General features: G+C 63.6%; 8 protein-coding genes and 1 pseudogene. 5 read left to right on the forward strand and 4 right to left on the reverse strand.

Translation table 11 applies throughout. From position 1 onward, the window contains the following. A partial coding sequence (locus VML93_RS36285; protein ID WP_325618364.1) for a DUF3556 domain-containing protein occupies positions 1–1,530 on the reverse strand: 1,530 nt, incomplete at its 3' end. Between the two features lie 360 nt (positions 1,531–1,890). Here VML93_RS36285 and VML93_RS36290 point away from each other — a divergent pair. Together VML93_RS36290 and VML93_RS36295 are read left to right on the forward strand one after the other, a co-directional pair. Further along, positions 1,891–5,178 (forward strand): PPE family protein, encoded by a 3,288-nt coding sequence (locus tag VML93_RS36290; protein ID WP_325618366.1) that lies wholly within the window; start codon positions 1,891–1,893, stop codon positions 5,176–5,178. Between the two features lie 62 nt (positions 5,179–5,240). After that, positions 5,241–5,450, forward strand: coding sequence for a hypothetical protein (locus tag VML93_RS36295; protein WP_325618368.1), 210 nt, complete (start codon positions 5,241–5,243; stop codon positions 5,448–5,450). 7 nt (positions 5,451–5,457) lie between these two features. Here VML93_RS36295 and VML93_RS36300 read toward each other — a convergent pair whose 3' ends face one another. Genes VML93_RS36300 through prpD form a run of 3 tightly spaced genes read right to left on the reverse strand, consistent with a single transcriptional unit; the run spans position 5,458 to position 9,019 of the window. Continuing rightward, a complete protein-coding gene (locus VML93_RS36300; protein ID WP_325618370.1) occupies positions 5,458–6,591 on the reverse strand; it encodes a bifunctional 2-methylcitrate synthase/citrate synthase in 1,134 nt (377 codons plus the stop codon). Then, a complete protein-coding gene (prpB, locus tag VML93_RS36305) occupies positions 6,588–7,514 on the reverse strand; it encodes a methylisocitrate lyase (RefSeq protein WP_325618372.1) in 927 nt (308 codons plus the stop codon). Before prpB ends, VML93_RS36300 begins: the two co-directional genes overlap by 4 nt. Then, entirely contained in the window at positions 7,514–9,019 is a 1,506-nt protein-coding gene (gene prpD, locus VML93_RS36310) for a 2-methylcitrate dehydratase PrpD (protein WP_325618374.1), read from the reverse strand. Before prpD ends, prpB begins: the two co-directional genes overlap by 1 nt. A 110-nt stretch (positions 9,020–9,129) precedes the next feature. Here prpD and VML93_RS36315 point away from each other — a divergent pair, with 110 nt between their 5' ends. From VML93_RS36315 to VML93_RS36325, 3 genes and pseudogenes are all read left to right on the forward strand, one after another. Then, positions 9,130–10,554 (forward strand): short-chain fatty acyl-CoA regulator family protein, encoded by a 1,425-nt coding sequence (locus VML93_RS36315; protein WP_325618378.1) that lies wholly within the window; start codon positions 9,130–9,132, stop codon positions 10,552–10,554. A 192-nt stretch (positions 10,555–10,746) separates the two neighbouring features. Then, positions 10,747–12,093 carry a flavin monoamine oxidase family protein gene (locus VML93_RS36320; RefSeq protein WP_325618376.1) on the forward strand — a complete coding sequence of 449 codons (1,347 nt, stop codon included), beginning with the start codon at positions 10,747–10,749 and terminating at the stop codon, positions 12,091–12,093. Between the two features lie 79 nt (positions 12,094–12,172). Further along, positions 12,173–12,474: pseudogene (locus VML93_RS36325) on the forward strand (DUF222 domain-containing protein); the annotation flags it as partial.

The following is a 12,474-nucleotide window of genomic DNA, read 5'->3' on the forward strand; positions in this document are numbered from 1 at the left end:
TTGCTGCATCGCGGTGATCAGTTGCTCGTTGTGCATGTGGCCGTCGCCGAAATTCCACCCGATGGCCGTACTGCAGATCCGTTCTCCGTCGGTGATGACGTAGTCGTCCTCGTTCTGTCCGGCCATGGCGCGGTGCGCCAACGTGAACAGGGCGCGGCCGTGCGTGTTCATGGCGCGAAACGCATATCCGAGGTACATCGGGATCTGTGCCCGGTCCTTGCCGTAAAAGCGTTCCAGCTGTGCCTGCGGCATGCTGGCGATCGCCACGATGCCCCTGTCGATCTTGTCGTTCGCCGAGGGCTTGATGCACCACAGCGTGGTGTCCCAGTTACCGGCGTAGTAGCGCATCCCGGGCAGGAAGGAGACTTTGCGCGGGAACAGGTTGCCCAGGACGACCGTGCCCGCGACCAAGGCGAACAGAATCGCCACCGGGATCGGGTTTTTCAGGTCGGTGAGCCCGAGCCCGGCGTGGCCGACGAACAACGACAGCACGCCGAAGATCATGAACACGTTCCACTCCAACGGCACCCCCATCGGGATGGCCGTGAGTATCCCCAGGTGAAAGCACACCATCACGATCGCGGCGACGGTGGTGGGCCAGCCGCCGGGCGAGAAGAACAGCACTAGCGGCACGCACATCTCGATGAAGGTGCTGACATGAGCGAACAGCCGCGACAAGCGTCCGGGCCGCAGGTCGTCGGGAAACTTCTCGAAGAACATCCGCTTGACGAACCGTGGCCGGAACAGCGGGTTGTTGGACATCATGGTGGAGATCACGAACGGGAAGTGCTTGTTGAGCTTCGACGTCGCCGCGCCCATCCAGATCACCAGGAAGACCAATTTAGCGGCAATGATCATGTCCACGGCGCCGAACAGGAAGGTCACCGCCAGCGTGGCATAGACCTCACCGCGAGCCGCCAGGAAGATCACCTTGTCGCGCAACCCCAGCACGCCAAGGGTCAGCAGGATCATCACGATCTCCCACTTCGGCAGCAGCCCAACCTTGGTATTCAGCTCCGGGACCGGGCCGGTGCCGTCGGAAAACAGGGCACCCAATATGAAGATCAGCAGCAGTGCGTACAGCGCGACGTCCACCGGGGCGCGCTTGGTGCCCCTGGTCCACCCGAAGCGATCCGGCCACGGTGGCAGCCGAATGGTTCCGAACCGCATCCAGTACAAGATCGAGCCCATCGGCGGGACGAACCGATTGTTCAGCGGCCCGAAGCCGCAGCCCAGCCCGACGACCTCGAACAGCATCGTGTAGAGCACGACCTTTTCGAACACGATCGGCTCGGCGTACCACGACTTGACGTCGGTGAATCCGTTGATGCCGTTGGTGCTGAACACGATCAGCCAGGCCACCAGGATGTACAGCAGGATCTTGACGACGTAGAACAAGTGCAGCGCGACGGGGGTTCCAAAGCCCACCTCGGCCCAGTGCCGGGCCATCGGGCGGATCTTTTCGCTGCGACTGCCCTTGCTCCATTCGGCGACGTCGATCTGCGGCAGGTCGGGCTTCAGGAATCCCATGGCGGACAGACTAAAACGCGTTCTAGGCCGGTGCACCCGCCCCGCCACCCCGTGCACCCTGCTCGCGACACAAGGGGCGGGGCCGGCGGCCCCGCACCGCGGCCGGACCAGGCACTATTCAACGCACGTATGATTAGCTACCTTAAATAACGAAAGTCGTCACTCCCCGGCAACAAGATAATTGTCTTCGAAGAAAATAACCGGGCCATACCGACGGTCATGAACTCGTCGAAAACCCCCACTTTTTGACCGGGATGGACGTATATTGCATACGCCTTTAACCTTCCGGTTGATTCTCCGGGGGGGCCTAGCCAGGGGTTATCGGCACGGCGACGCAGCCACCCCGAGAAAGGTTCGGCCATGAATTTTTCGGTGTTCTCGCCCGAGGTCAACTCAGCGCTGATGTATTCCGGCGCGGGGTCCGGGCCGATGCTCGGGGTGGCAAGCGCTTGGGAGGGTCTGGCCAGCGAGCTGCAGGCCGCGTCGAACTCGTTCTCCTCGGTGACTTCAGGCCTGGTGGGCGGAGCCTGGCAGGGCCCCGCGTCAACGGCGATGGCTTCGGTGGCCACCAACTATGCGAAGGGTTTGATGGCCTCGGCAACCCAAGCCGCGGAAGCGGCCAGTCAGGCCCGCCTGGCGGCGGCCGCGTTCGAAGCGGCGTTCTCCGCGATGGTGCATCCCTCGGTCATCGCTAACAACCGCAGCCGGCTGATCTCGCTGGTGAGGTCGAACTTCTTGGGGTTCGCGGGCCCGTTGATCGCCGAGTGCGAAGGGCGATATGAGGCGTTTTGGGCCCAGGACGTGGAAGCGATGTCCGGCTACTACGCCGACGCGACCGCGCTGGCCGGCCAATTGGCACCGTGGCCGAACTTTGTGAAAACCCTGTCCAGCGCGGTGGCCCCGGCAGTCAGTACCGCCGCCAATGCGGCGGCCTCCGCCCTGCCCGCAGCGAGCACAATTTTTGGTATCACGCTTCCGAATATCCCTATCCCTCCCATCGCGCTTACGGGCCTTCCGATAGGCCCAATCGACTTCAACAGCATTCAGTTCAATAACCTTGGCATCGGCAACGTCGGCCTTTTGAACTTCGGCAATGGAAACCTGGGCAACCAGAACATATTCAGCAGCGGGAACCACGGTTCCAATAACCTGTTCGGCGGCGGAAACCAAGGCTCCGGCAACGTAGGTGCCGGCAACGTGGGCACCGGAAACGTTGGCTTCGGCAACCTCGGCACTGGGGGTTCCGCAGGCCACAACATCGGCGCCGGGAATCAGGGCAACTCGAACTACGGCTTCGGAAACAAAGGCGATGGAAACATCGGCTTCGGAAACACCGGCAGCGGAAACATCGGCATTGGGCTCGACGGAACCGGCAAGATAGGCATTGGCAACCTCACCAATTTCTTCAACTCCGGCAGCAACAACTTCGGCATGTTCAACTCGGGCAGCGGCAACATCGGCTTCTTCAACTCGGGCGACGGAAACGTCGGCTTGTTCAACTCGGGCAACTACAACACGGGCTTTGGGAACGCGGGCAGCCAAAACACGGGCTTGTGGAATTCGGGGAGCGTCAACTTTGGTATCACCAACTCGGGCAACACCAACACCGGCTCAGGCAATGTGGGCAACGTCAACACCGGCAGCTTCAACGTGGGCGGCACCAACACCGGCACGGGCAACCCAGGCAACTACAACACCGGTTTCTTCAACACCGGCAACCTCAACACCGGCGCACTCAATACGGGTAGCGGCAACCTTGGCTTCAACTACGCAACCAACAACAACAACCAAATCAATTTCAAAGAGGTCATCACTGCCAAATTTAATTCACCGACGCTCAGTAAGAATTTCCACTTTGGTATCACCGGTCTGAGTCTTAGTCTCACGCCGTTCGCAAACCTAACGGTCAAGGTGCCCATCACCCTGATTGACATCAGGCCCGTCCCGGGCATTTTGAACCACGGCGCCTTCGCCTTCGATACCGGCACCGATTCATCGGGCGCCTTCAACTGGGATGAGGGTTCGACCTCGTCGTCGGGCTGGCATAACTTCGGCGGCAACAGCTCGGGATTCTGGAACAACAACGACGACAGCGGCCATGGAAACATGGGCACCTCAGGGTTCATGAACGTCGGCACGAACTCTGCGGGTGTGCTGAACCTCGGCAACAATCTCTCGGGTTTCGAAAACACACTCACCAACGCCTTGGGCGGCTCGGGAATCGTTGCCACGGGCGATCAGCATGTCGCGGGCGTGCTTACCGGCTGGAACAGCTTCAACCTGGGCTACGGAAACCTGGGCCAAGGCAACCTAGGCGTTGCCAACATTGGTAACACCAACATGGGCAACGGCAACATCGGTAGCTTCAACTTCGGCTCCGGCAACCACGGGATCATAAACCTGGGCGACGGCAACTTCGGCAACTGGAACTTCGGGTTCGGCAACGTGAATACTTCGGGCAGCCCAACCTCGCTCAACATCGGAATAGGTAATCACGGCAGCCTGGACGTCGGCGCCGCGAACACCGGCACTAACAACTGGGGCCTCGGAAACAACGGCAGCGGGAATATCGGCTTCGGAAACACCGGCACCAACAACATCGGCTTCGGACTCAACGGCACTGGCAAGATCGGCATCGGCGACATCACCACGGGCCTGAATGGGGGCTCCAACAACATGGGGCTGTTCAACTCGGGCAACAACAACATCGGCTGGTTCAACTCCGGTAGCAACAACGTCGGCTTCTTCAACTCCGGCAACGGAAACTGGGGCCTCGGAAACTCGGGCAACTTCAACACCGGCTTCGCGAACTCGGCCACCGCCAATACGGGCTACGGAAACTCGGGCAACAACAACCTGGGCTTGTGGAACTCGGGCGCCAACAACACCGGCTTAGGGAACTCCGGCAGCCAGAACACGGGTTCCTACAACGCCGGCGACACCAATACGGGATGGTACAACAGCGGCAGCTGGAACACCGGGCTCGGGAACTCGGGCAATGTCGACACCGGCGCATTCATCAGAGGCAACGAGAGCAATGGTTTCCTCTGGCGAGGCAACCTAGAGGGTGTACTGCGCGGGGACTACACCATCACCCTCCACCCCACGGCCACACTAACGGTCGGGATTAAGGGCAACTACGACGTTGCCGGCATAACTGGCAGCTTCGGCCCCTATAGTTTCTCAGTCCCCGTCGACTTCGGGTCCATCCCTATCCAGATCCTCGACCTCAACCCGAACCCCAGCTTTAACCTCGGCTCCTTCAACCCGATGTTCGCGCAGACCAACTCCTCAGGATTCTTCAACGGGGGCGACAACACTTCGGGGTTCCTCAATGGCTTCGGCGGTATCACCGGCATCGGCCCGCAGAGCCCCGACACTTCGGGGTTCCTCAACAACGTGGGTGTCAGCGGAGACCACGTCTCCGGTTTCCTCAACGGTCACGTCCTGCACCCCGCCATCGACGTATCGGGCATGGGGAACATCGGTACCGCCATATCCGGGATCATCAATTCCGGTGGCACCCTCGACTCGGGTGTGGGAAACACCGGCAGCCAAGTCTCGGGCCTCTTCAACCACTTCGCCCTGGAACGGGCTGCCCTTCAAGCGCTCATCGCTGAGATCGAGGCCATACTCGCCACCCTCTAGCCGTCCGTCGGGGCCTACCACTTGGCGTGACGCGCCGCCGGATAGATGCTTAGGTGATGTTCATGAGCAGACTTCGATTCGCCGTGTTCGCGACGGTTTTGGTCGCATCCGCCGCGCTGGCGCCCATGGCCCGCGCGGACGCCCCGGGACCGGGCGATTCGTGCACGTCATTACACGCGACGACCAAGGACGCCAACGGCCGGATGATGTGGTGCAACCCGACCATGACCGGCGCCCACAGCCTGGTGTGGCAGTACGGCGGACCGTCCTAGCTGCCGTTCAGTGAGTCGGTATCAGCGCGCGTTGCGGAGGTCCGACGTACTCGCTGAGCGGACGGATCAACGCGTTGGAAGCGACCTGTTCCATGATGTGCGCCGTCCACCCGGTGATCCGGCTCATCACGAAAATCGGTGTGAAGCAATTGATGTCGAAGCCCATCAGGTAATAGGCGGGGCCGGTCGGGAAGTCCAGATTCGGCTTGATTCCGTTGGCGTCGGCCATCCGCTTTTCCAGGACCTCGTAGATGTCCAGCCAGTTTTGGCCGTCGCGGGCGGCGGCGACACGCTTGAGGGCTTGTTTCATGGTCGGCACCCGTGAATCACCGTTCTTGTACACCCGGTGTCCGAAGCCCATGATCTTGTCTTTGCGAGACAGCTTGTACTGCAGCCACTCCGACGCTTTGTCGGGCGTGCCGATGTCGAGCATGTCGTGCATGACCGCCTCGTTGGCGCCACCGTGCAACGGGCCCTTGAGCGCGCCGATGGCGGCGGTCACCGCGCTGTAGATGTCGGACTGAGTGGAGGTGACCACCCGCGCGGCGAACGTGGAAGCGTTGAAACTGTGTTCGGCATACAGGACCATGGACTGCTCGAAGGCATCCACGATCACCTGTTCGGGGACATCGCCGAAGCACATGTGCAGGAAATTCTGCGCATAGCCCATATGGCCATGCGGGGCAATGGGTTCCAGGCCGCGTCGGCGACGCATGTCGGCCGCGACAATCGTGGGCAGGACCGCGAACATCCGCAGCGACTTGGCGTGGTTCGCCTCCGCACTGCTGTCGTCCTCTTCGGCGTCCTCGGCACCCAGGTAGCTGATCACCGTGCGCACCACGTCCATCGGGTGACACGTGTCGGGCTGTTTCGCGATGAGTGACAGCATGGACCGGTTCAACCGACGGTTAGCGCGTTCCCGCTGAGTGAACAGTGCCAACTGGTGGTCGTCGGGCAGTTCGCCGTGCCACAGCAAGTAGGCCACCTGCTCGAAGCCGCAGTGCGCGGCCAGGTCCTGGACGGCGTAGCCGCGGTACGTCAGAGAGTTGGTCTCCGGGACGACCTTGGAGATTGCGGTGGTGTCGACGACGACACCGGCCAGGCCTTTAAAGATACGGGGCTGGTCGTCGACGGTGCTCATGGTACGACTCCTTGGAGGGCGAAGTTGTAGATGTCCGAATCGAATTGGTTGTAGTCGGCGTAGCGCAGTAGCTCGTAGAGGCGGCTGCGGTGCTGCATTCGGTCCAGAAGGCCGGATTGTGTTCCGGTGTCGGCGATTTCGCGAAGGCCGACCTGCACGGCGTGCATGGCGAGCCGCAGGGTTGTCACCGGGTAGATCACCACGTTGTAGCCGATGTCGGACAGTTGGCCGGCGGTCAGCAGTGGCGACTTGCCGAACTCGGTCATGTTGGCCAGCAACGGCGTATCCACCGCGTCGCGGAACTGCTCGAATTCGGCCGGCGTGTGCAGGGCTTCGGTGAAGATCAGGTCGGCACCCGCGTCGGCGTACGCCTTGGCCCGGTCGATCGCGGCGGACAGCCCGTCGATACCGGCGGCGTCGGTGCGTGCGCAGACGATGAAATTCGGGTCCCGGCGCGCGGATACCGCAGCACGGAGCCGTTTGACCATCTCGCTGGTGGACACCACCGCCTTCCCGTCGAGGTGCCCGCATCGCTTCGGATTTTCCTGGTCCTCCAGATGGCAGCCCGCCAGTCCGGCGTCCTCCAGCACGGTCACGGTGCGCGCGGCGCTCATCGGCTCCCCGAAGCCGGTGTCGGCGTCGATAAGGGTGGGCAGGTCGGTCACTCCCGCGATCTGTGCACCCCTGGTAGCGACTTCGGTCAACGTGGTCAGACCGATGTCGGGCAGACCGAGATCGGCGGAGAGGGCCGCGCCGGAGACGTACACTCCTTGGAAACCCGGGCATCCGACGTCGGCGATCAGCTTCGCCACCAGCGGCGAGAACGCCCCCGGAAACCGTTGCAGCCGGCCGCTTTCCAGTGCGGCGCGGAACCGGGCCCGCTTGTCGGCCGCGGGCACCGCACTGCCGATCAGCCCGCTCATCAGAAAATCCCCGCCGGAATCGTCGGCGCCTTGTCCAGCACCAGCGGACCGACCGTGATGTTGAGCGCACCCAGAGCGCCTGCCTGCAGATCCGAAAGTGCTTCAGCCGCGGACAGGAACCGCTGTTGCTCGGCGTCGCCGACCACGCCGTCGGCCAAGTCGGTGAACTTCCCGACGTACTGCTTGCGCTCAAAAGGCCTGGCGCCCAACGGGTGAGCGTCGGCGACGGCGATCTCGTCGACGATCACCTCGCCGCTCTTCAGGGTGATCTCCGCGCGCGCACCGAACGCCTTCTCGGCCGGATCGCCGGAGTGGTAGCGCCGGGTCCACTCAGGGTCTTCGACGGTGGAGATCTTGTGCCACAGCTCGACGGTGTCGGGCCGGTGTGCCCGCTCCGGCGCATAGGACCACTCGTGATGCCAGGCGCCGTCCTGCAGCGCGACCGCGAAGATGTACATCAGCGAGTGGTCCAGCGTTTCGCGGGAGGCGTCCGGGTCGAACTTCTGCGGGTCGTTGGACCCCGTGCCGATCACGAAATGCGTGTGGTGGCTGGTGTGCAGCACGATCGTCGCGACCTGGTCCAGATCACCCAAGCGCTCACGCATCCGGCGGGCCAGGTCGATCAGCGCCTGGCTCTGGTACTCCGCGGAGTGCTCCTTGGTGTACGTGTCCAGGATGGCCCGCTTGGGCTCGCCGGGCTCGGGCAGCGGGACCCGGTAGGTGTGCTCGGGGCCCGACAACAGCCAGGCGATCACGCCGTCCTCGCCTTCCCAGATCGGGGCGGGCGCGCCTTCCCCGCGCATGGCGCGGTCGACCGCCTCGATGGCGACCTTGCCGGCCCACGCGGGCGCGAATGCCTTCCAGCTGGAGATCAGACCCTTGCGCGACTGCCGGGTGGACGTCGTCAGGTGCAGCGCCTGACCGACGGCCTGGTAGATGGTCTCCTTGTCCAGCCGCAGCATGGTGCCGAGGCCCGCCGCCACCGACGGGCCCAGGTGCGCGACGTGGTCGATCTTGTGCTCGTGCAGGCAGATTCCCTTGACCAGGTCGACCTGGATCTCGTACCCGGTGGCGATGCCGCGGATCAGGTCCGCCCCACCGACGCCGAGGTGCTGGGCGACCGCGACCAGGGCGGGGATGTTGTCACCGGGGTGGGAGTACTCGGCCGCCAAAAACGTGTCGTGGAAGTCCAATTCGCGCACGGCGACGCCGTTGGCCCAGGCTGCCCACTCCGGCGAGTAATCGCCCTGCACACCGAAAACCTTCGCGCCCCTGGTCAAGACGGGGTGCGCCTGCGCCTGGGCGCGGGCGGCGGTCACCGGGTGCCGGATAACCGAGGCCGCCGAGACCGCGGCGTTGTCGATGATGCGGTTGATGACCATCGCCTCGGTCTCGGCGGGCACGGCGACCGGGTCTGCGGCCACCTCGGCGATCTTCCATGCCAGGTGTTCACTGCGAGGGAAGTCGTCGGCGCTGCGCCGAGTCCGAACGTCATGAATGCGCATATGCCGCACAGTACGCAGCCACCGGCATGACGTAAATGCCCTATAAAAGCGTAATTTTGTGTCCTTATCCGCACGATTTTGCGAATCTTGTGAAAGAGGGTGAGCGTACTCTGACGCAGGTGTCGAAGACGTTTGTCGGTGCGCGGCTGCGGCGGTTGCGCGAGGACCACGGGTTAACCCAGGTGGCGCTGGCACGGGTCCTGGAACTGTCGACCAGTTACGTGAACCAGCTGGAAAACGACCAGCGTCCGATCACCGTCCCGGTACTGCTGACCCTCACCGAACGTTTCGACTTACCGACCCAGTATTTTGCGCCGGATTCGGATGCCCGCCTGGTTTCGGACCTGCGGGAGGTCCTCGCCGAGGGTCCGGCAACCGCCGCGCAAATCGAGGAGCTCGTCGCCCGGATGCCCGGCGTGGGCCAGACGTTGGTCAACCTGCACCGTCGGTTGCACGACGCCACCGCCGACCTCGAAGCGCTGCACAGCCGCGCCAGCGTGGAGATATCGGCGACTTCGGGGCAGCCGATGCCGTTCGAAGAGGTACGGGACTTCTTCTATGACCGCAAGAACTACATCGGGGAGCTGGACCTCGCGGCCGAGGAACTGTTCGATCGGAACCGGCTGCGGATCGGAGGGCTCGACGGCCAGCTCGCCGAGCTACTCAACGACAAACTCGGCGTCACCGTCGTCCTCGATGACGGTCAGACGCTGAATGCCAACTCCAAGCGCCTGTTTCGCCCCGATACGAACACGCTGTACGTGGCCCGATGGCTGCATCCCGGCCAACGCGCCTTTCAGCTCGCGACTCAGATCGCTCTGCTCACCCAGACCGACCTGATCACCGGTCTTATCGCCGGCGACGATCAGCTCAGCGACGACGCGCGGGGCGTGGCCCGCATCGGCCTGGCCAACTACTTCGCCGGCGCCCTGCTGCTGCCCTACCTGAGGTTCCTCGATGCCGCCGAAAGCGTGCGCCATGACATCGACCAATTGGCACGGCGGTTCGAGGTGGGCTTCGAAACCATCTGTCACCGGCTGTCCACACTGCAGCGCCCGGGCGCGCGCGGAATCCCGTTCATCTTCGTCCGCACCGACAGCGCGGGCAACATCTCTAAACGGCAGTCTGCCACGGCATTTCACTTCTCGCGGGTCGGGGGAAACTGCCCGCTGTGGGTGGTTCACCACGCCTTCTCCCGGCCCGGTCAATTCCTGACCCAGATAGCTCAGATGCCCGACGAGCGCACGTATTTCTGGGTCGCCAGGACCACCGCCACCGAACCCGGCCGCTACCTCGGCCCGGACAAGAGCTTTGCGATCGGGCTCGGTTGCGACGTGGCCCATGCCGAGAACCTCGTCTACTCGGTCGGCATTGACTTGACAGATACCGAGGCGATCGTGCCGATCGGCGCCGGCTGCAAGATCTGCGACCGGCCCGCCTGCTCACAACGGGCCTTCCCCTACCTCGGCCACCCGGTGCACGTCGACGCACATGCCAGCACCGACCTGCCTTACCCGCCTGTCATCGCACCCTAGCCGCCGAACTCGGCGGTAGCTCAAAGCCGCTGTTGTACAGGGTATTTCATCATCGGAAAGCCTGCCGGATTCGTCGGTTGGCCAACCCGTTTGAACCGCTCGAGAAATCCGGGTGAACCGGCCACTGCTGGCGCCGCCAGCGGTGTAGTTTGCTGCTGAGGCCCGGCACAGAACTGCAATTGAGGAGCCAGCGTGGACGTCGATTTTTGTGTAGTCGGAGCGGGATTCGCCGGTTTGACTGCCGCACTGCGGCTGAAGCAAGCGGGGCGCTCGGTCGCCTTGCTGGAGGCTCGGGACCGGGTCGGTGGTCGCACGTTCACCGTAACCCGGGAGGACGGCGTGTGGATCGATCGCGGCGGCGCGTGGGTGGGGCCGGGCCACGACCGGATCTATGCGCTGATGGAAGAGTTCGAGGTACCGGAATACAAGCAGCACAACGACGGTGACGCGATGATGATCTTCGAGGGCAAGCAGCACCGGTACGGCGGCACCATCCCCTGGACCATGAGCAAGTGGGCGGTCGCCAACCTCGGACTGGGTCTGCTCGCGGTGGAGAAGATGTGCAAAGCGGTTCCGCGCGAGGCCCCTTGGGAGGCCAAGGACGCCGCCGAATGGGACCGCATCAGCCTCGGGGAATGGCTGGAAGAGAACGTGATGTCCAAGCCGGCCCGCGAGATGCTGGACATGGCGTTGGCCGGGCCTTATACCTCGGCCGCAACTGAGATTTCGTTGCTGTGGGTGCTGCTGCAGATGGGGTCCGCCGGTGGTCCCAACTTCGTCATTTCGGGCGAAGGCGGCGCCCAGGACGCCCGTCCGGTGGGCGGGATGGGTGCGATTTACCGGCCGATGGCCGCGGAACTCGGTGACTCGCTGCACTTGTCACAGCCAGTCCGGGAGATAGCCCAGGACGACGACGGTGTAACGGTTCGCGCGGGCGATTTAGCGGTGCGGGCACGCCGAGTCATCGTGGCCATTCCCATGGCGATCGCGGATTCGATCGTCTACGAGCCGATGCTGCCGCTGGATCGGACATTGCTGAACCGGCGCATGCCCAGTGGGGCGATCTACAAGACCTCGGTCGTCTACGACGAACCGTTCTGGCGTGCCGACGGATTGTCCGGCCAGTCAGCCGCGCCGGGATCCGCGGTCACCCTGAGCATCGACGCCTGCACGGACACCGGGAGCCCGGGGATCATGTGTGCGATCACGGAGGGCCCGGCCGCGCGCCGGCTCGCACGACTCGACCCCGCCGAGCGAAAAGCGGCGATCATCGGCGAACTGGCCAACCGGTTCGGCAGCAGAGCGAGCACGCCGCTCGAATACTACGAGCAGGAATGGACCACCGAGCGTTACTCCGGTGGCGGGATGATCAGCCACACCGGGACCGGTGTACTCACCGAATTCGGCTACACCCTGCGCGAGCCCTGCGGGCGCATCCATTGGGCCGGGACCGAGAGCTCGGCCGTCATGTGCGGCTGGGTCGACGGCGCGGTGCGCTCCGGGGAACGCGCTGCGGCCGAAGCGATGTCGCGCGACTAGGTTGGGCGAGCAGACGTAGCTGCGAAACCCCTTGCGCCACTTGCGTTTCTTGTCGGTCGCTGTTCCTACAATGTGAGGCATCGGTGCCAGCAGTCGGGAGCAGATCGTCGAGGTCTTCGACGCACTCGACGCCGACGCCGACCGCTTGGGCGAGTTGACCTTCGACGTACTCACCACCCCCGAACGCCTACGCGCATTGGAACGCCTGGAACGCCTGGCGCGCCGGCTGCGCGCCCCCAACACACCCTGATCAACGAACTCCACGCCCAAGCCGGCAAAGAAGAACTCGGCGGCACCCTGCGCGAGGCGCTGGCCAACCGGCTACGCATCACCAAAGCCGACGCCGGCCAACGCATCGCCGACGCCGAAGACCTCGGGGAG

Origin of the sequence: Mycobacterium sp. (assembly GCF_035499775.1) — a bacterium.
GTDB lineage: Bacteria > Actinomycetota > Actinomycetes > Mycobacteriales > Mycobacteriaceae > Mycobacterium.

Coding starts and splice junctions, on each gene's coding strand:
- prpB (WP_325618372.1), bottom strand. CDS start 7,514: ATGAGCGGGCTGATCGGCAGTGCGGTGCCCGCGGCCGACAAGCGGGCC.
- prpD (WP_325618374.1), bottom strand. CDS start 9,019: ATGCGCATTCATGACGTTCGGACTCGGCGCAGCGCCGACGACTTCCCT.
- VML93_RS36300 (WP_325618370.1), bottom strand. CDS start 6,591: ATGAGCACCGTCGACGACCAGCCCCGTATCTTTAAAGGCCTGGCCGGT.
- VML93_RS36290 (WP_325618366.1), top strand. CDS start 1,891: ATGAATTTTTCGGTGTTCTCGCCCGAGGTCAACTCAGCGCTGATGTAT.
- VML93_RS36295 (WP_325618368.1), top strand. CDS start 5,241: ATGAGCAGACTTCGATTCGCCGTGTTCGCGACGGTTTTGGTCGCATCC.